The organism is Streptomyces sp. NPDC107500 (genome assembly GCF_055582785.1).
The window spans coordinates 583,576-602,150 of record NZ_JBVJPF010000004.1 but is presented as its reverse complement, the minus strand read 5'-3'; the positions used below and the strand labels follow the sequence as shown (position 1 = coordinate 602,150).

Below are 18,575 nucleotides of genomic sequence, written 5' to 3'. Positions count from 1 at the left end.
TCATGATCCCGGGGGTCCGCCGCCGCAAGACCGTGTGCTGAACTGGGACACGGCCGAGAAATCCGACCGTCACATCCGTCCGTCCCGGGAGCCCCGTTGAGCGTCAGCTACCGCCAGCCAGGTGTCGTCCTCACCGACCACCGTTTCACCGTGCCCCTCGACCACCGCGACCCCTCCGGGGAGACGATCGAGCTGTACGCGCGCGAGGCCGTCGCGAGCGACAAGGCGCACCAGGACCTTCCGTGGCTGGTCTACCTCCAGGGCGGTCCCGGCTTCGGGGCGAACCGTTTCATCGGCCGCCCCGCCTGGCTCGGCCGAGCCCTCAAGGAGTTCCGCGTCCTGCTGCTCGACCAGCGCGGCACCGGCGCCTCCACGCCCGCCAACCGCCAGACCCTCCCGCTGCGCGGCGGCCCGGCCGAGCAGGCCGACTACCTCACCCACTTCCGCGCCGACGCCATCGTCCGCGACTGCGAGGCCATCCGCCCCCAGGTCACCGGCGGCGCCCCCTGGACCGTCCTCGGCCAGAGCTTCGGCGGCTTCTGCACCGTCGCCTACCTGTCGCTCGCCCCCGAGGGCCTGAGCACCGCCCTGATCACCGGGGGCCTGCCCTCCCTGGACGCCCACGCCGACGAGATCTACCGGGCCGCCTACCCCCGTATCGAACGCAAGGTCGCCGCGCACTACGCCCGCTACCCGCAGGACGTCGAACGCGCCCGCCGCATCGCCGACCACCTGCTCACCCACGACGTGGTCCTGCCGGGCGGCTACCGGCTGACCGTCGAGGCCTTCCAGTCCCTCGGCATCCTGCTCGGCGGCAGCGAGGGCAGCCACCGCCTGCACTTCCTCCTGGAGGACGCCTTCGTCCGCACCCCCGGCGGACACGAACTCTCCGACGACTTCCAGGAACAGGCGCATGGTCTGCTGTCGTACGCCGGCCACCCGCTGTACGCCCTCGTCCACGAGGCCATCTACGGCCAGGACGCCCGCCCCACCGACTGGTCGGCCGAACGGGTCCGCGCCGAGTTCCCCCGCTTCGACGCCGCCAAGGCACTCGCCGGCGACGAACCGCTGATGTTCACCGGCGAGTCGGTCCACCCCTGGATGTTCGACTGCGACCCGGCCCTGCGCCCCCTGCGCGAGACCGCCGAACTGCTCGCCGCCCGCACCGACTGGACGCCGCTGTACGACCCCGCCCGCCTCGCCGCCAACGAGGTACCGGCCGCCGCGGCCGTCTACCACGACGACATGTACGTCGACACCGCCCACGCCCTGACCACCGCCCGCGCGATCCGCGGACTGCGCACCTGGGTGACCGACGAGTTCGAGCACGACGGCGTCCGGGCCGGCGGCCCCCGCGTCCTGGACCGGCTGCTCGCGCTGGCCCGCGACGAGGCCTGACCGGAGCGCGGCCGAATATTCGGGTGGGATGCCGGCGGCGCGGGTTAGTGTGCGGGCATGACGGAGCCGACGATCACGCAACTGGAGCCCATGCCCGGCGACTGGAGCCGCGCCCTCGCCGTCGTCGCCCACCCGGACGACCTGGAGTACGGCTGCTCGGCGGCGATCGCCGGCTGGACCGACGAGGGCCGGGAGGTCACCTACGTGCTCGCCACCCGGGGCGAGGCGGGCATCGACACCATGGCGCCCGCCGAGTGCGCCCCGCTGCGCGAACGGGAGCAGCGGGCGAGCGCCGCGGTCGTCGGCGTGAGCGAGGTGGAGTTCCTCGACCACCGGGACGGGGTCATCGAGTACGGCGTCGCGCTGCGCCGCGACATCGCCGCCGCGATCCGCCGGTACCGGCCCGAGCTGGTCATCACCCTCAACCACCGGGACACCTGGGGCGGCGTCGCCTGGAACACCCCGGACCACGTCGCCGTGGGCCGCGCCACGCTGGACGCGGCGTCCGACGCGGGCAACCGGTGGATCTTCCCCGAGCTGACCGAGCGGGGCCTCGAACCCTGGGACGGCGTGCGCTGGGTCGCGGTCGCCGGATCCGCCTCGCCCACGCACGCCGTGGACGCCACGCCGGGTCTGGAGCGCGCGGTGCGCTCGCTGCTCGAACACCGGACGTACATCGAGGTGCTGACCGAGGAGGACCCGGAGACGTACGTACGCGGCTTCCTCACCGGCTTCGCCCGGTCCGCGGGGGAGCGGTTCGGCGGAAAGCCGGCGGTGACCTTCGAAGTCTTCGGGCGGTAGCGGCATGGCGGGGGAGTGGGGCGAGCCGGGACAGGGGCGTCTCGCCGAGCGGTTCGAGGAGCACCGGGGGCAGCTGAAGGCGGTCGCCTACCGCATGCTCGGTTCGACGGCCGAGGCGGAGGACGCCGTCCAGGAGGCGTGGCTGCGCCTCGACCGCACCGGCGCCGACGGCATCGACAACCTGGGCGCCTGGCTGACCACGGTGACCGGGCGGGTCTGCCTGGACCTGCTGCGCTCACGGACCGCGCGCCGCGAGGAGCCGATGGCCGAGGGCTTCGACACCTTCGTGCCGGACCCGGTGGTGCGGGCGCTGCCGCAGGCCGATCCGGAGCAGGAGGCCCTGCACACCGACTCGGTGGGCATCGCCCTGCTGGTGGTGCTGGAGACCCTGGAACCGGCCGAGCGGCTGGCTTTCGTGCTGCACGACATGTTCGCCGTGCCCTTCGACGACATCGCGCGGATCGTCGAGCGCAGCCCGGCCGCCACCCGGCAGCTGGCCAGCCGGGCCCGGCGCCGGGTGCGGGACGCCACCCCCGCCGCCGACCCGGACCTGGGCCGGCAGCGCCGGGCGGTCGAGGCGTTCCTCGCCGCGAGCCGCGCCGGGGACTTCGAGGCGCTGGTGTCCGTGCTCCACCCGGACGTGGTGCTGCGCGCGGACGCCGGTGCGCTGGGCCGTGGCCCGGCCGCCTCCAAGGTCGTCGCCGGCGCCCGGACGGTCGCCACCGGCGCCTTCCACTTCCGCCACCTCGCCGGGGCGGCACGCCTCGTCCTGGTCAACGGCGCGGTGGGCACCGTCGCCGTCACCGAGGGACGTCCGCGGTCGGTCACGTACGTCACCGTCGTCGACGGCCTCATCACCGGCCTGTACATCCTGTCCGACCCGGAGCGGCTGGCCCGCCTCGACCTGTCGGCGCTGGAGGCCTGACCGGGGCCGGGAGCCGTCGGCACGGGGCCGGGGGCCGTCGGCACGGGGGCGTGCCGACGGCCCGTATCCTCGGTGACATGCGAGAACACACGGTGGACCGGGCCGCGCTGCGCGCCGACTGCGGGCAGTGCTTCGGTCTGTGCTGCGTGGCCCTCCCGTTCGCCCGCTCGGCGGACTTCGCCATCGACAAGGACGCGGGGAAGCCCTGCCCGAACCTCGGCACCGACCACCGCTGCGGCATCCACGCCGAGCTGCGGGACCGCGGCTTCAACGGCTGCACGGTCTACGACTGCTTCGGCGCCGGGCAGCAGGTCTCGCAGGTCACCTTCGGGGGACAGGACTGGCGCACCGGCCCGCCGGAGCGCGCCCGCCTCGTCTTCGACGTCTTCCCGGTCGTCCGCCAACTGCACGAACTGCTCTGGTACCTGACCGAGGCGCTCACCCTGCCGGCCGCCCGCCCGGTCCACCCCGACCTGCGCCGCGCCCTGGCCGACACCGAGCGGCTCACCGACGGGACCCCCGGGGAACTGGCGGCCCTCGACGTCGCCGCGCACCGGCAGCGGGTCAACGCGCTCCTGCTGCGCACCAGCGAACTGGTGCGGTCCGGCACCCGCGGCCGCAAGAAGAACCGCCGCAACGCCGACCTGATGGGCGCCCGCCTCAGGGGCGCCGACCTCGCCGGGGCCGATCTGCGCGGCGCCTACCTCATCGCCGCCGACCTCACCGGCGCGGACCTGCGGGGCGCCGACCTGATCGGCGCGGACCTGCGCGACGCCGACCTGACCGACGCGGACCTGACGGGAGCCTTCTTCCTGACCCAGCCGCAGCTCACCGCGGCCCGGGGCGGTGCCGGAACCAGGCTGCCGGACTCAGTCACCCGCCCGGTGCACTGGACAGCGGGCCGCTGACGCGGCGTCCCCGGCGTCGTCCGCGGTGCGGGCGCCGTCCTCCGGCGCCGGGCCGGGACCGCCGGACGCGGTGCGCCGCTCCAGTCGCAGCCGCAGCCCCTCCGGCATCAGCGTGAGCCGCTCGGTCACCCGCAGCCGGTAACCGGGCTCGGGCCGCAGCTCGTAGCGGCGCAGCAGAAGGCCCAGGACCAGCGTCGCCTCGTGCAGCGCGAACTGCCGCCCGATGCAGGCCCGCGCCCCCGTCCCGAACGGCTTGAAGGTGTGCGGGGCACGCGACCGTACGGCCTTCGCGTCGAAGCGGTCCGGGTCGAAGCGCTCGGCGTCCGGGCCCCACACGTCGGGGTCGCGGTGCAGCATCCCGGTGAGCACCAGCGCCCAGGCCCCGCGCCGCATCGGGTGGGCGTCGCCCAGCACCGTGTCCTCGCGGGCCTCCCGCGCGAAGGCGGGGGCGGTCGGCCACAGCCGCAGCGACTCGTCCAGCACCCGGCGCGTGTAGCGCAGCCTGGCCACCTGCTCGTAGCCGGGTGCCTCGGTGCCGCCCCAGACGCGGTCCACCTCGTCCCGGACCCGGGCGGCGACGTCGGGGTGCTGGGCGAGGTAGTGCAGGGCGAAGGAGAGCGCGCCCGAGGTGGTCTCGTGCCCGGCGACGAGGAAGGTGATGACCTGCCGGCGGACGTTCTCCGCCGACAGCCGCTCACCGGTGACGGGATGGGTCGTCTCCAGCATCCGGTCGAGCAGGTCGCCCTCGCCGCCCGCCGCGGCCCGGCGTTCGCGGACGAGGTCGTCCACGGTGCGGTTGAGGTGGGCGATGTCGGCGGCGTTGCGGCGGCTCGCGTCGCGCAGCAGCCAGGGGGCGAGCGGCGCGGGCACCGTGTTGAGGCGCTGCGCGTAGGTGAGCGTGCCCACCATCGCGGAGACGAAGGGATGCGGGCGGGAGCGCTCGAATGACCCGAAGTCGTGCCCGAACCCGGTGCGCGCGATGGTCTCCAGCGTCAGCTTGGTCATGTCGCCCGGCACGTCCACCGCCCGTCCCGCGGCCCGGGCCCGGTCCCAGTGGTCGGTGAGCCGTGAGGCCACGTCCAGCATCATAACGTGGTACCCGGCCATGGCCTCGCGGCTGAAGCCGGGCGCCAGCACGTCGTGCGCGAGCTGCCAGTTGGGCTCGTGGTTGTACGCCGTGAACAGGCCGTCCCCCGCAACCGGCCGCAGGTTGGCCACGCCGAGCCCCACATGCTTGGCGAAGCGCGACTCGTCCGCCAGGTCGGCGGCGAGCCCGGCGCCCCACACGAACACGAACTCCTTGCCGAAGGCCCGCCGCCGGAAGATCGGCCCCAGCTGCCGCGCGTACCGCAGCGAGTCCTGCATCGGCGTGCGCCGGCTCGCCCCGATCACGTCCCCCAGCAGGGGGACGCGGTACGGCGGGCGGGGTATGCGGCGCAGTTCGGGCCAGCCCAGCTCGGCGCTGCGGAAGCCCTTGGGCAGGCCGTCCCGGGCCGTCTCGTTCGTCGTCCGGGCCATGCGCGATCTCCCTTGACGCGGCGGCGTGTTGCCCACCTGGGGCAAGCCTGTTGTACATGGATTCAATAGCGGCTCCCAGTCTCGTCCCGTTGTTGAACCGGCGTCAAGTAAGGTGCGGACATGGCCGCGAAACAGGGCGAGCGCACACGCCGCCGGCTCAGCACCGGCGAGCGCCGGGAGCAGTTGCTGTCGGTGGGGGCGCGGCTGTTCTCGGAGAGCCCGTACGACGAGGTCTGGATCGAGCAGGTCGCCGAGATCGCCGGGGTCTCCCGCGGGCTGCTGTACCACTACTTCCCGAACAAGCGGGATTTCTTCGCGGCGGTCGTCGAACGCGAGAGCGAGCGCATGCTGCGGATGACGGCGGCCGTACCGGGGGTCCCGGTCCGCGAGCAGCTCACCGCGGGGCTCGACGCGTACCTGGAGTACGTCCGCGCCCACGCGCACGGCTACCGCGCCTTCCATCGCGCCGACGCGACCGGCGACCAGGCGGTGCGCCGGGTCTACCGGCAGGCGCTCGCCGCGCAGGAGCGGCAGATCCTCGCGGCCCTGGCCGCCGACCCGGAGTTCGGCCCGGCCTTCGAGGAGCGCGGCGACGTGCGGCTCGCAGTGCGCGGCTGGCTGGCGTTCACCACCGCGGTCTGCCTGGAGTGGCTGCGGGATCCGGAGCCCGCCCGGGAGCAGGTGCGCGACCTGTGCGCGCGGGCGCTGCTCGGCGCCATCGCCCCCTGAGCGCCCGCGTTGCACTTCGGAACGCGCCCCCGGGTCGCCGACGTGCGCCGTCCGGCGCGCTGAAAAGGTCTCGCAAAGATCACGCGTCCTGGTTGGCGCACGTCTCGAAGTCCGATAGGTTAGGTGAGCCTTACCTAATGAATTGATGACGGAGGTTGAGGATGGGTGACAGCCACGCCTGGACGGCCGCGCCTGCCGCGGCGGAGCAGGCCCGCTCCGTACTCGCCGCCGCCTGGTCCTGCGCGGTGACCGCGGAAGGCGGCCGCGAGGAGTTCGTCGGCGCGCACACGGTCGGCGACGACGGCCAGGTGTTCCTGCACGTGCCCGAGGACAGCGCCCTGCTGGGGGCGGCGATCTGCGCGCCGCGCGGAGAGCCGTCCGCCGTACTGGAGTTCGCCGACGTGGCGCCCGTCCCGGTGCGGGGCCGGATCAGGGCCCGGCTCTGGCTCGCCGGGTGGTTCGCCGTCGCGGACGGGCACTTGGCCTTCCGGCCCACACGGGTGGTGCTGCGGCGGCCGTCCGGTTCGGTGGTGGTCGACCTCGACGAGTTCGCCGCCGCCGAGCCCGACCCGCTGGCGCTGGCCGAGGCCCGGCTGCTGACCCACCTCGCCGACTGCCACGGCGACGCGGTGGAGCGGCTGACCCGGCTCGTCGAGGCCGACAGCCTGCACGGTGCGGTCCGGGTGCGGCCGCTCGCCGTCGACCGGCACGGGCTGACCCTGCGTATCGAGCGCGCCCGCGCCCACGGCGACGTACGCCTGCCCTTCCACGCGCCGGCCGACGACATCGGGCAGCTCACGGAGCGGGTGCACGTGCTGCTGTCGCAGGCGAGCGCCGCCTCCTGCCCCCGGGCCCTACAGCGGCAGCGCACAGACGGCGACGGGTGAGGCGAACGGCTCCCCGGCGGAACGCAGTTCACCGCCCTCGGACACGCGGAAGACGCTGACGGTGCCGGATCTCTGGTTCGCCGCGAAGAGCAGCCCGCCGTCCGGGGAGAAGGCGATCTGCCGCGGGAAGTCGCCGCCCACCGGCACCGTGCCGAGCAGCCGCAGCCGGGCGCCGTCCGCCTCCACCGCGTAGCGCGTGAGGCTGTTGTGCCCCCGGTTGGCGAGGAAGGCGTGCGAGCCGTCGGCCGTCACCAGGATCTGCGCCGGGTGATTGGTGCCGGAACCCGTGCCCGTGGACTGCGCCTCGCCGACGGTCAGCCGCCCCGTCCCGGGGTCGTAGGCGCAGACCGTGACCGTGTCGTCGACCTCGTTGGCGAGGTAGGCGTGGCGGCCGCCGGGGTGGAAGGTCAGGTGGCGGGGTCCGGCACCCGGCCGGGTCCGGGCCCGCGCGACCTCGGTGAGCCTGCCCGACGCCTCGTCCAGCCGGTACGTGTAGACGGTGTCCGTGCCGAGGTCCACCGCGAGCACATGGCCACCGTCGGGAGCGGTGACGATCTGGTGCGCGTGCGGCCCCTGTTGTCCGGGGCCGGGCGGGGGAGTGGAGTGGGCCACCAGGTCGGTGCGCTCCCCGAGCGCGCCCGAGGCGTCGATCGGGTGCACGGCGACACTGCCCGAACCGTAGTTGGCGCTGAGCAGCCAGCGCCCGCCCGGATGCACGGACAGATGACAGGGCGCGGCGCCGCCGGTGCTCCGGCTGCCCAGGACCGTCCGGTCGGACAGCCGGACGGCGGTCACCGCTCCCTCCTCGCGCTCACTCACCGCGTACAGGGTCCGCCCGTCGGGATGCGCCGCGAGATACGAGGGATCGCCGACGCCGGTGAGGACGCCACGGCCGGTGATCCGCCCGGTGCGGGGGTCGTACTCGGCGAGGCCGACGCCCTTGCCGCCGCCTTCGGCCGAGGTGTACGTGCCGATGTACAGCGGGCGCGGGCCGGTGGAGTCTCCCTGCCGGCCCGACGCGCCCGCGCTCGCGCCCGGCGCCGTGGGCGTCGGGGAGGACGCCGGTGACGACGGGTCGGGCGCGCCGCCGCACCCCGCCGCCACGGGCAGCACCGCCCCCGCACCGGCCGTCCGGGCGAGCAGCCCGACGAACCGCCGCCTGCTCCAGCCGTCACCGCTCACGCACCCGCTCCTCGCCTCGTTCCCCGTGGCTCTCCCACCGGCCTGCCGCCTCTTACCAGTCCCCGTCCTCCACCGGCTTGCCCTGCGCGTCCTTCAGCGGGCGCACCTGCTGCTGCCCCGGTGCCTGCCACGGCTCGTGGTCGTCCCCGAGCCACTCGCCGACCGGTTGGACGTCCCGCAACGGCTCGGTGGGCGCGAGGTCGTGGGCGTCCTGGTCGTAGTAGTCGTACCAGGGCAGGCCCGCCTGTGTGTACGCGGCCCGGTCCACCGGGGACGGCGGCGGCTCCTCGCCCGTGATCCGACGCCATTGCGGCGGCGTGACCAGGTGCACGAAGACCCGGCCCGCCGGGCTGTCGGCCCAGTGTTCCAGCGGCCGTTCGTCCCGGTACACCTCCTGGCGCATGGACCCGCCGACGCCCAGCCCCATCGCGGGCGCGGACCGGGACCTGGCCGCGCCCCCGTAGGCGGCGGCCGCGCCGGGGGCGGCCGGAGCCGGCATGGCCGCCCCGAAGGCGCCACCCGGAGGGGCCGCCCGGCGCGCGAACTCGGCGCGCCGCCGCTCCGCCTCCAGCCACCGCTCCCGTTCCCGGTCGTTGAGACGGAAGTCCTGCAACTGGACCCCGCCCCAGACCTCCTCGCCGGTGACCTGGCCCTCGACGGTCGCCCCCATGCCGAGCGGCACCGCCACGAACTGCCGCACGGTGCCCGTCCCGGAGTTGATGCCGTCCAGCCAGGGCTGGCGCGGCAGGACCACGTAGTTCTGCGGATCGTGGGACAGCCGGCCGCTCCAGGGCCTGCCCGAGACCGCGCACACCTTGCCCACCCCGACCTGGAGCGCGGTGGGCTCCCGCGTGCCAGCGAAACTCAGCCACATGGCCTCCCGCAGGTACACCGGCAGCATCACGCCGCCGCGGGCCCGCCAGGACTCGGGGACCGTGTCCGCGTAGTCGGCGACGCGGCGGACCGGGAACTCGCCGAGCCCGGGCGGCAGTGGATGGGTGCCCTGCTCGGGCAGCCGCAGGGTGCGGATGAACCGCACCACGGCCCCGCCCGGCAGCAGCAGCCGGTTCCCGTCGATCCGCACGCTGGTGTCGGTCATCCGTACGCCCCCTCGTCGTCGTCCGCTCTTCCTCAAGGGGAACGCCGCGCGGCGCCGCTCCGGTTCCGTTTCCGCAGCACCGCCCGTCCCCGGTCCCGCAGCCGGGTCAGCCGAGGCATGCGTTCACGCAGTTCGCGCGTGTGCCGGTCCAGCTCCTCCAGGAGGCGCCGCGAGCGGTGCTCGGTGTCCATCTCGTCGATGATCCGGTCGACCTCGGCCAGCACCGCGCCCCGCAGCTGCCACTGCCGGGAATCGCGCCTGACCTCTTCCAGGAGCAGTTCGGCCAGCCGGTCGCGGGTGGCCGCCGCCTGGCGCAGCTCGCTGGAGAGGCGTTCCTCCGCGGACTCGGCGTTCTCGCTGGCGCTGGTGGTGACCAGCACCGCGAAGCTCACCACGGCGTCGGCGATCTCGGACAGCAGTTGCTGGATGGTGGCGCCCGTCTCCGGCGGGAACAGGGGCTCGGGCTCACGTTCCTTCGCGAGGTCGGTGAAACTGCGCGCGAGGACCCGCATGACCACCGTGCAGATCTCCAGCGTGTCCAGACCGGTACGCAGCACCACCCGGTGCAGCAGCCCCTCCCGCACCCGGGGGTTGAACCGCAGACTGTCCTCGGCCTGCCGCAGGTCCTCGTCCACCTCCCCGATGTCGTGGTCGAGCCGGCGCGCCTCGTGCAGCCGGGCCGCCGCCTCGTGGAACGGCGTGCTGTCGGCGGCCTCCTCGCCCATTCGCAGCATCAGCTGGCGCACCCGCCGGGCCAGTTCCTCGATGGACTCGCCCGCCTGCTCCACCCACACCGGAGGGGCGAGGATCAGGTTGAAGGCCAGTCCGACGATCGCCCCGATCAGGGTCTCCACCACCCGGGCCCACGCGAGACTGCCGTGCGAGGTCACGCCGAGCACCAGCATCGCGCTGATCGCCACCTCGGCCGTGAACTCGTGCGCCCGCACCAGGTGCCCGGCGCCCAGCGCCGCCACGATCAGCAGGGCCAGGCTCCACCAGCTCAGCCCGACCAACTGGCTGAAGGCGATGGCGATCAGCACGCCGGCCACCACGGCGTTCACCCTGCGGAAGCTCATCTTGAGCGTGGCGTACAGCGTGACCTGGACGACCAGGAGCGCGGTCAGGGGAGCGGTGAGCGGTGCCGCCGACTTGTCCGGGCTCAGCCGCACGGCGATGACATAGGCGATCGAGGCCGCGGCGGCCGAACGGAGGGCCTGCACGACCACGGGGTCCCTGAGCCACTTCACCCGCCGCAGAGCCGACTTCGCGGCCTCCCGTACATCACGCATCCTCGGGCTGTTCCCTTCCCCGGGCGCCTCGAACGTGTTCCGGACAGGACGGTAACCGGACAAAGGGGATGGGAGTGGTTCTTACGCGCCGTACGGAGGCATGCGTCCGCGGCGTGGTGCCGCGCTCGTCAGGCGGTCACCTTGGCGAGGAAGGCGGACAGATTTCCCACGGTCCGCTCGATCTGCTCCTCCAGGGAGAGGCTCTCCTCGAAACGGGCGCCGCTCTGCGACACCTTCCTGCCCCGCAGGTACAGCGAGCAGGCCAGGTCGGTGCACATGTACAGGCCGACCGAGTTGCCCTCGCGTCCGGCCGCCCCGGCCCTGCGTGCCGTCATCAGCGACACGCCGCCCCGGGGATGGGTGGTCAGGCACAGCGCGCACAGGCTGCGCTGGAAGTATCCGGCCCGGGCCTGCTGGAACCGCAGCGACAGGCCGGTCAGCCGTCCGTCCAGGTCCGCGACCAGATAACTGCGGTCCGGTGCCCCGGGATCCCGCCAGCCGAGGAAGTCGAGATCGTCCCAGGGGCGTTCGCCGAGATCGCGCGGGAGCGGCAGGCGCTTGGCCTCTCCCTTGGAGCAGTTGATGAAAGAGGTGCGGATGTCCTGCTCGACGAGTGCTCTCATGGGGAGCCTCCCCTTCGGTTGCCGGCGTGGAAGACCTGGATGGCCAAACCTAGATGCCCTAGGTTTTCGCCTAGCGTAGATAGTCGCCAGGGAAAGGGCCATCGTATTTCGGCGGGCGGGATTTCATAGCATGAATTAAGGGCAGAGGGAAGTCGCGTGCTGCCGCACGTCAGAGGTATGTTGCACACCGGGCACGGTACGGAAGGAGCCACATGGCGGGGCGGAACGGGCGCACGGTGCGCGACCTGAGAAGGGCCAACCGTACGGCCGTACTCCAGCGGCTCTACTTCGACGGACCGCTCAGCCGCTTCGAACTGGGCCCGGCGACCGGACTCAGCTCCGGCTCCGTCAGCAACGTCGTCGCCGACCTCGTCGCCGACGGCCTGGTGGAGGAGGCCGGCAGCGTCGACTCCGACGGCGGCAGGCCCCGCACCCTGCTGCGGGTGGCCCCCGCCAGCGGCCACATGATCGGCGTGGACGTCGGCGAGACCCGGGTCCGCGTCGAACTGTTCGACCTGACGCTCACCGAACTCGCCCGCGCCGAACGCCCGCTGACCCAGCAGGGCTACGACGTCGAGGTCATCGTCGGCCACATCCGCGACGGCATCGCCGAGGTGCTGGCCGCGGCCGGTCTCCCGCCCGAGCGGCTGCTCGGCGCCGGGATCGGTGTCCCCGGCATCGTCGAGCACACCCAGGACCGCGGCGCCGTGGTGCACGGCCAGACCATCGGCTGGGACGCGGTCCCGCTGGAGGCACTGCTGCGCGCCGGGTCCCCGCTGCCCGACACCGTTCCCCATTTCATCGACAACGGCGCCAAGACCCTGGGCCAGGCCGAGATGTGGTTCGGCGCCGGACGCGGTGCCCGCAACGCGGTCGTCGTCCTCTTCGGGTCCGGTGTCGGCGCCAGCCTCGTCACGCCCGAGGTCGAGCAGGGCCGGGCGGTCGAATGGGGGCACCTGACGGTCCGGGTCAGGGGACGCCGCTGCCGCTGCGGCGCGCTCGGCTGCCTGGAGGCGTACGCGGGCGCCGAGTCGCTGCTGGCCCGCTGGCGGGAGGAGGGCGGCTCGGTGCCCGGGGGCGCCGACGAGGAGACCGCCCTGACCACCATGCTCGCCGCCGCCTATCCGCCGGAGGGCGAGGCGGCCGACCCGGTCGCGCTCGCCGTCCTGGAGGAGACCGCCGAGTACCTGGGCGCCGGCCTGTCCGACCTGATCAACCTCTTCCAGCCCGAGCGCATCCTCATCGGCGGCTGGGCCGGCCTCCAGCTCGGCACCCGCTTCCTGCCCGCCGTCCGCCGCCACGCCGTGTCGTACGCGCTGCGCCACCCGGCCCAGAAGGTGACGGTCGACCTGGGGCGGCTCGGCCCGGACGCCGTCACCGTGGGTGCCGCGATCCTGCCCCTGGCCGACTTCTTCGCGCGCGGCGGCCGACGCCCGGAGCCGGCACCCGAATACCCGGTCCCCGCCTGGCGTACGGCCTTGGAGGAGCGGTCGCCGCACTGAGGTTACGCGAGGTCGCGCGGGGTACCCGGTGCGGTCGGACACGCAGGAGCACCACCGGAAGGAGCGCGCAGTGACCGACCACCGCCAGGAGGGTCCGGGCGAGGACGGCGCCCCCGTTCCCCGGGACCTGCCGGACCAGCAAGCCGGAACCGGCGACGACCCGTGGGAGGCGGCCGCGCCCACCCGCGAGCAGCGTGAGCACCTTCAGGGGGACCCGGCGGACCCGGCCGGCCGCGACGAGGACACCGGGACCGGCGGCGAGGAGAGTGGCGAGGACGCGGCCGAACCGGCCGACGACGTCCCCGACACGGACGAGGCCGGAACCGGCCGCCAGGGCGCGCCGCACTCGGCCGCCGTCCACCCGGAGCACCCGGTGCCCGACGAGTCCTCCGGCTGACGGCGCGCACGAAGACGGATCAGGGGGCGGGCCGGGTGCCCGCCCCCTGAAGCGTGCCGCGCCCCACGGGGCGGGCTCCGCTCAGCCGACCTTGCGCCCCCGCATCGGCGCCGTGTCCGCGCCCGCGCCCTCGCGCAGGCCGCCCAGGAACTCCTCCAGCACCTCCGTGGCCGAACGCGTCGCGCGCCAGCCCAGCTCCACCCGCGCCCGCGTGCAGTCCATCAGCGGCAGCCGCAGCACCGCGTCGAACAGGTGCGGCGACGCCGGCAGCAGCCGCAGCCCCCACGCGGCGGCGATCGCCGAACGGGCCGCGGTCCGGGGCAGCCGGACCGGACGCGCACCGAACATCCCGCCCAGCACCTCCGCGTCCACGACCGGCTCCGCGGCGAGGTTGTAGGGACCCCGCGCGTCCTCGGAGTGCACCGCCAGCCGATAGGCGTGGGCCGCGTCGTCGGTGTGCAGCGCCTGCACCCGCAGACCGGGGACGTCCGGCAGGAAAGGCAGCGCACCGGGTCGGGCCGCCGGGCCGGGCAGGAACCTGCCGCCGAAGATCCGGCGCTGCTCACTGGCCGACTCGCGCTTGAACAGGAACGCGGGCCGCATCCGCACCACCCTGATCCCCGGGTGGTCCCGCTCGAAGATGTCGAGGGTGCGTTCCAGGTAGGCCTTCTCCCGGCAGTACGCGGCGTCCGGCCAGCCGTGCGTCGGCCACGACTCGTCCACCGCGCGGTCCTTCGGACCCGGTGAGTACGCTCCCACCGACGAGGCGTGCACCAGCGCCGGCACCCCGGCGGCGGCCACCGCCTCGAAGACCCGGATGGAGCCGAGGACGTTCGTGCGCCAGGTCGTCGCCGGGTCGTGCGTCGGCTGGAAGGCCCAGGCCAGGTGCACCACCGCGTCCGCGCCCGCGAAGTGCGCGCCCAGGTCGGCCCGGTCCGAGGCCAGGTCGACCGCGGCCCACTCCGTCCGCTCCGGCGACCACCCGGGGATCCGCCGGGCCAGCCCCAGGACGGACCCCACCTCCGGATCCTCCGACAGAAGCTTCACCACGCTGGTGCCCACGTTGCCGGTCGCACCCGTGACCACGATCCTGCTGCCCGTTCCGCCGCTCACCCTGCGCTCCTCCCGGCCGTTCGCCGTACGAGGCCACCGGGTACCCAGCGCGCCGCAAAGGCACCCGGGACCCGGGCGCGGACAGAAGGAAGCCCCGACCGCGACGGGGGAATCACGGCCGGGGCGGCTCTGAGGGGGGTACGGATGGCGGTCGCCTCTCGGCGAAGGGCTCCACAGGGCTTCAGCCGAACGATCGTCCCTGTGGGCAATAGGTGAGGCCCGGGGACACTGTCTCATCCGTACCCACGCCCTCTGCAACGGGACAGGGGCGTCCGGTGTTCCTCCGTCCGGGCCCTCCCGGGGGTGAGGTGAGTCACGCCGTTCCCTCAGGCGAGCGGGCTCCGGTCCAGGGAGGCCAGCAGGCCGGCCGGATCGGCGTAGACGGCGTCGGCGCCCGCCTCCTCCAGGTCGGCGCGGGGCAGACCGCCGCAGAGCACCGCCACGCAGCGCACCCCGGCGCGGCTGCCGGCGCGCATGTCCCACACCGTGTCGCCCACGAAGACCGCACGCTCCGCGGGCACCCCGGCCAGCTCCAGGGCGTGCTCGACCGGCTCCGGCGACGGTTTGCCCTCCTCCACGTCGTCCGCGCTCGCGGTGGCCGCGATCGCGTCGTCCGCGTCGATCGCCCGCCGCAGCGCACCCAGCTCCGGGCCGCCGGCGGAGGTGGCGAGCACCACCGTCCAGCCGTCGCCGGCCAGGCGGCGCAGCAGCCTCCCGGCGTCCGGCAGCGCGGGCAGGCGGTCGAAGTACTGTCCGTAGAGCGCCTTGTGCGCGGCGCTCAGCTCCGCGTCCCGGTCCCTGTCCCGGTCCTCGCCCAGCAGCCGCCCCACGAGGTCCGAGGAGGGCAGCCCGACGGCCCGGTGCAGGGCGTGCATCGACACCTCGTGGCCGGCCTGCCGGAACGCCTCCCACCAGGAGACGACGTGCAGATGATTGGTGTCGACGAGGGTCCCGTCGACGTCGAACACCGCTGCGCGGTCCATGCGCCCTCGCTCTCCGGCCGGCGGCGGTCACCGGCCGTCCGCCGGGTACCACGTCACCCGCCGGCCACGCCGGACGGCGTACGGCCCTCCCGCGTCCAGGCCAGCAGGTCGTCCAGGGACCACGTGGTGACGACCCGTTCGGGCGGCACCCCGCACTCCTCCGCCCGCGCGCACCCGTTGATCTGCCAGTCCAGCTGGCCGGGCGCGTGCGCGTCGGTGTCGACCGAGAACAGCACCCCCGCCGCCACCGCCCGGCGCAGCAGCCGCCGCGGGGGATCGAGGCGCTCGGGCCGGCTGTTGATCTCCACGGCGGTGCCGGACTCCGCGCACGCGGCGAAGACCTCGTCCGCGTCGAACTCCGACTCGGGCCGGCCCCGCCCGCTCAGCAGCCGCCCGGTGCAGTGCCCGAGGATGTCCGCGTGCGGGTCGCGCACGGCCTTCACCATGCGGCGGGTCATGCCGCGGGCGTCCATCCGCAGCTTGGAGTGCACGGACACCACCACCACGTCGAGCCGCTCCAGCAGCTCCGGCTCCTGGTCCAGCGAACCGTCCTCGAGGATGTCGCACTCGATGCCGGTCAGCAGCCGGAACGGCGCCCACGTCTCGTTCAGCCCGGCCACCACGTCCAGCTGCTCGCGCAGCCGCTCGGGGGAGAGCCCGCGCGCCACCGTCAGCCGTGGCGAGTGGTCGGTCAGCGCCGCCCACGCGTGGCCGAGCGCGGCGGCGGTGCGGCCCATCTCCTCGATCGGGCTGCCGCCGTCGGACCAGTCGGAGTGCAGATGGCAGTCGCCGCGCAGCAGTTCCCGCAGCGCCTCGCCGCCCTCCGCGCGCGGGGCCTCCGGCTCGCTCTCCAGCTTCTCCAGGTAGCCGGGCGTCCGCCCGGCCAGCGCCTCGCGTGCCACCTGCGCCGTCTTGGGGCCGATGCCCTTCATCGACTCCAGCGACCCGGCCCGCTCGCGCAGCTCGTCGGCGCTCAGCCCGCCGAGCACCCGGGCGGCGGTGCGGAACGCGCGGACCCGGTAGGTGGGCGCCTGGGAGCGCTCCAGGAGGAACGCGATGCGCTCCAGTGCCTCGACGGGATCCATCGGCACCTCCTCCCGCGACCTCCTCCGCACGTCCAGGGTTCCCCAGCGTCCCGGGACCCGCACCCCGGGCCGGTCCGAACCTCGCTCCCGCGCGTTGCGGCCTACCCTCTAGGCATGACCGAAATCGACAGCCCGCACATCGGCGCTCCGCGGATCCTCGTGCTCCGGGTGCAGCCGGGCACGCCTCCGTTCCGGATCGTGGAGATCGACGGCCAGGTCGTCGGTGAGGCCAGGGCCGTCACCGACGTACTGGAGGCCGCGGCGGCCTTCGGCATCACGGTCCACGACCTCGACGACCCGGACGTGGTCCGCTGGGTGGGCGGGGACAAGTTCACCTGGACGGTGCACTAGGACTCGCCCCCGCACGCTCGGGGCCGCTCAGCCCACCGTCCACTTCTGGTTCGCCCCGCCCGAGCAGGTCCAGATCTGCAGCCGGGTGCCGTTGGCCGCGTTGTTGCCGGTGACGTCGAGGCACTTGTCGGCCTGTGGATTGACGATGTCCCGGGCGCCGGTGACGACCCATCGCTGCGCGGCACTGCCGTTGCAGTCCCACAGCTGGACCACCGTGCCGTCCGCCGTGCCGCCCGCGTTGACGTCCAGGCACTTGCCCAGCGCCCGGATCGTGCCGTCGGAGCCGACCGTCCACCGCTGCGCGGCGGTGCCGTTGCAGTCGTAGAGCTGTACGGGGGTGCCGTTGGCGGTCCCCGCCGCGGCGACGTCCACGCACTTGCCGGCCAGACCGCGGATCGCGCCGCCGGTGCCGGAGTCGCTCGTCGTCACCGACACGTGGTCCACCACCAGCGACTGCGGGAAGACCGTGGAGGCGTCCGGGTCGCCGGGCCAGTAGCCGCCGACCGCCAGGTTGAGGATCAGGAAGTACGGCCGGTTGAACACCCACTGCTTCCCGCCCAGGTCGGCCGGGGTGCGCCGCTGGTAGACGTTGCCGTCCACCGACCAGGTGATCGAGTCGGGTGCCCAGTCGACCGCGAAGGTGTGGAAGCCGTCCGCGAAGGCCTGGCCGCCCGGCAGGCTGTAGCCGGCGCCGATGCCGCCGGCGCCCGAGTAGCCGGGGCCGTGGATCGTGCCGTGCACGGTCGAGGGTTCGAATCCGACGTTCTCCATGATGTCGATCTCGCCGGAGTCCGGCCAGTTCACCGGGGTGCCGAGCATCCAGAACGCCGGCCACATGCCCTGCCCGCGCGGCACCTTCATCCGGGCCTCGACATGTCCGTACTGCGCCGTGAACTTGCCCGAGGTGTTGAGGCGGGCCGAGGTGTACTGGCAGGTGCCGTACCAGCACTGGTAGTTGGCGGGGTTCTCCTTGCGGGCGGTGATGACCAGCTGGCCCTGGCCGTTCAGCGCGGCGTTCCGGTTGCCCGCGGTGTAGTACTGCCGTTCGTGGTTGTTGACGTTGTCGCCGGTCTCGATCTGCCACTTCGAGGAGTCGACCGCCGAACCGGCCGGGCCGTCGAAGGTGTCGGAGAACGTCACGGCGGCGGCCGCGGCGTCGGCGGCACGGGAATCGGGTTCCGCCTGAGCGGGGCCCGACACGAGGGACGCGGCGAGGCCCGCGGAGAGGGCGGCGGCGAGGAGACATCTGCGGAGCAGGCGTGGACGGACCACGGCTCTCCCTTCCGTACGGCGCCGGGGAGGGGGCGCCGACCGAGGTGGGGGGTTGAGGTGTCGCCTCTTGATTCAAGTAGTGAGATAAGGGGTGGTCAATACATTGGTACGGACCAAATGTGAAAGAACGCGGAGCGGCTGTCGACCCGCCGCGAGCCAGGTCACTCACACGGGTGAATCCCGCCGCGCCCCGCGTCCGCCCCGGCAGGCCGCCGGGAAGTCCGGGTGAGGGTTCCTCCCTGTGACCCTCACCGCCCCCGGCTCAATGCCCACCCGTGGCTCCCCCCGGCCGGGGGCGGACTCACCGCCGGCGCGGGCGGCGTCGCCGCCACGACCGCCAAAGCCGGTACACCCGCAGGCCGGTCACCGTGACGACCGCGGCGCCCAGGACGATCCCCACCCACGGAGGCAGGCCGCCCGAGTCGGGCAGGTAGATCGCCATCGCCGCGAGCTGGTGCACGGCTCTCCTCGGGCTGCTTCGCCGGTGCCGGACCCCGTGTCCCCACGGAGCAC

General features: G+C 74.0%; 19 protein-coding genes. 9 read left to right on the top strand and 10 right to left on the bottom strand.

Features of this window, described 5'->3' with window-relative positions:
- Positions 1-96: 96 nt before the first annotated feature.
- From ACZ67M_RS19260 to ACZ67M_RS19245, 4 genes are all read left to right on the top strand, one after another.
- Positions 97-1,398 carry an alpha/beta fold hydrolase gene (locus tag ACZ67M_RS19260; RefSeq protein ID WP_469851860.1) on the top strand — a complete coding sequence of 434 codons (1,302 nt, stop codon included), beginning with the start codon at positions 97-99 and terminating at the stop codon, positions 1,396-1,398.
- Between the two features lie 57 nt (positions 1,399-1,455).
- A complete protein-coding gene (locus ACZ67M_RS19255) occupies positions 1,456-2,199 on the top strand; it encodes a PIG-L deacetylase family protein (RefSeq protein ID WP_361359514.1) in 744 nt (247 codons plus the stop codon).
- Between the two features lie 4 nt (positions 2,200-2,203).
- Positions 2,204-3,124, top strand: a complete 921-nt coding sequence (gene sigJ / locus ACZ67M_RS19250; RefSeq protein WP_361359517.1) for an RNA polymerase sigma factor SigJ — start codon at positions 2,204-2,206, stop codon at positions 3,122-3,124.
- Between the two features lie 77 nt (positions 3,125-3,201).
- A complete protein-coding gene (locus ACZ67M_RS19245; RefSeq protein ID WP_392104155.1) occupies positions 3,202-4,032 on the top strand; it encodes a pentapeptide repeat-containing protein in 831 nt (276 codons plus the stop codon).
- On the opposite strand, the gene ACZ67M_RS19240 is transcribed toward ACZ67M_RS19245, so the two are convergent.
- On the bottom strand, positions 3,994-5,550 hold the full coding sequence (locus tag ACZ67M_RS19240) for a cytochrome P450 (protein WP_392017121.1): 1,557 nt from the start codon (positions 5,548-5,550) through the stop codon (positions 3,994-3,996). The genes ACZ67M_RS19245 and ACZ67M_RS19240 overlap by 39 nt on opposite strands.
- A 120-nt stretch (positions 5,551-5,670) precedes the next feature.
- Between ACZ67M_RS19240 and ACZ67M_RS19235 the strand changes: the two genes are divergently transcribed.
- On the top strand, positions 5,671-6,279 hold the full coding sequence (locus ACZ67M_RS19235) for a TetR/AcrR family transcriptional regulator (protein ID WP_122615239.1): 609 nt from the start codon (positions 5,671-5,673) through the stop codon (positions 6,277-6,279).
- A gap of 161 nt (positions 6,280-6,440) precedes the next feature.
- Complete coding sequence (locus tag ACZ67M_RS19230) at positions 6,441-7,166, top strand: DUF2470 domain-containing protein (RefSeq protein WP_355833830.1); 726 nt, start codon at positions 6,441-6,443, stop codon at positions 7,164-7,166.
- On the opposite strand, the gene ACZ67M_RS19225 is transcribed toward ACZ67M_RS19230, so the two are convergent.
- From ACZ67M_RS19225 to ACZ67M_RS19210, 4 genes are all read right to left on the bottom strand, one after another.
- Positions 7,134-8,348, bottom strand: coding sequence for a lactonase family protein (locus ACZ67M_RS19225; protein ID WP_469851858.1), 1,215 nt, complete (start codon positions 8,346-8,348; stop codon positions 7,134-7,136). The genes ACZ67M_RS19230 and ACZ67M_RS19225 overlap by 33 nt on opposite strands.
- A gap of 52 nt (positions 8,349-8,400) precedes the next feature.
- Complete coding sequence (locus ACZ67M_RS19220; RefSeq protein WP_469851856.1) at positions 8,401-9,447, bottom strand: hypothetical protein; 1,047 nt, start codon at positions 9,445-9,447, stop codon at positions 8,401-8,403.
- 32 nt (positions 9,448-9,479) lie between these two features.
- Complete coding sequence (locus tag ACZ67M_RS19215) at positions 9,480-10,736, bottom strand: FUSC family protein (protein WP_361359531.1); 1,257 nt, start codon at positions 10,734-10,736, stop codon at positions 9,480-9,482.
- Between the two features lie 128 nt (positions 10,737-10,864).
- Positions 10,865-11,359 carry an FBP domain-containing protein gene (locus ACZ67M_RS19210; protein WP_361359534.1) on the bottom strand — a complete coding sequence of 165 codons (495 nt, stop codon included), beginning with the start codon at positions 11,357-11,359 and terminating at the stop codon, positions 10,865-10,867.
- 212 nt (positions 11,360-11,571) lie between these two features.
- Between ACZ67M_RS19210 and ACZ67M_RS19205 the strand changes: the two genes are divergently transcribed.
- Positions 11,572-12,861: an ROK family protein gene (locus ACZ67M_RS19205; RefSeq protein ID WP_469851854.1), complete on the top strand. Its 1,290-nt coding sequence runs from the start codon at positions 11,572-11,574 to the stop codon at positions 12,859-12,861.
- A 70-nt stretch (positions 12,862-12,931) separates the two neighbouring features.
- Positions 12,932-13,258, top strand: a complete 327-nt coding sequence (locus ACZ67M_RS19200) for a hypothetical protein (RefSeq protein WP_385796637.1) — start codon at positions 12,932-12,934, stop codon at positions 13,256-13,258.
- Positions 13,259-13,339: 81 nt separating this feature from the next.
- Here the strand turns inward: ACZ67M_RS19200 and ACZ67M_RS19195 are convergent, their stop codons facing one another.
- The 3 genes from ACZ67M_RS19195 to ACZ67M_RS19185 all read right to left on the bottom strand — a co-directional run bounded on the left by ACZ67M_RS19195 (position 13,340) and on the right by ACZ67M_RS19185 (position 16,439).
- Complete coding sequence (locus tag ACZ67M_RS19195) at positions 13,340-14,371, bottom strand: SDR family oxidoreductase (RefSeq protein WP_469851852.1); 1,032 nt, start codon at positions 14,369-14,371, stop codon at positions 13,340-13,342.
- Between the two features lie 326 nt (positions 14,372-14,697).
- On the bottom strand, positions 14,698-15,354 hold the full coding sequence (locus ACZ67M_RS19190) for an HAD family hydrolase (RefSeq protein ID WP_392017134.1): 657 nt from the start codon (positions 15,352-15,354) through the stop codon (positions 14,698-14,700).
- Between the two features lie 53 nt (positions 15,355-15,407).
- The gene (locus ACZ67M_RS19185; protein ID WP_469851850.1) at positions 15,408-16,439 is read right to left on the bottom strand and encodes a PHP domain-containing protein; all 1,032 of its coding nucleotides are present in this window, start codon (positions 16,437-16,439) and stop codon (positions 15,408-15,410) included.
- 114 nt (positions 16,440-16,553) lie between these two features.
- On the opposite strand from ACZ67M_RS19185, the gene ACZ67M_RS19180 reads away from it, so the two are divergent.
- The gene (locus ACZ67M_RS19180; RefSeq protein WP_161331518.1) at positions 16,554-16,790 is read left to right on the top strand and encodes a hypothetical protein; all 237 of its coding nucleotides are present in this window, start codon (positions 16,554-16,556) and stop codon (positions 16,788-16,790) included.
- A 27-nt stretch (positions 16,791-16,817) separates the two neighbouring features.
- Here the strand turns inward: ACZ67M_RS19180 and ACZ67M_RS19175 are convergent, their stop codons facing one another.
- Together ACZ67M_RS19175 and ACZ67M_RS19170 are read right to left on the bottom strand one after the other, a co-directional pair.
- The gene (locus tag ACZ67M_RS19175; protein ID WP_469851849.1) at positions 16,818-18,062 is read right to left on the bottom strand and encodes a lectin; all 1,245 of its coding nucleotides are present in this window, start codon (positions 18,060-18,062) and stop codon (positions 16,818-16,820) included.
- 301 nt (positions 18,063-18,363) lie between these two features.
- Positions 18,364-18,522: a hypothetical protein gene (locus tag ACZ67M_RS19170; protein WP_469851847.1), complete on the bottom strand. Its 159-nt coding sequence runs from the start codon at positions 18,520-18,522 to the stop codon at positions 18,364-18,366.
- Between the last annotated feature and the right edge of the window lie 53 nt (positions 18,523-18,575).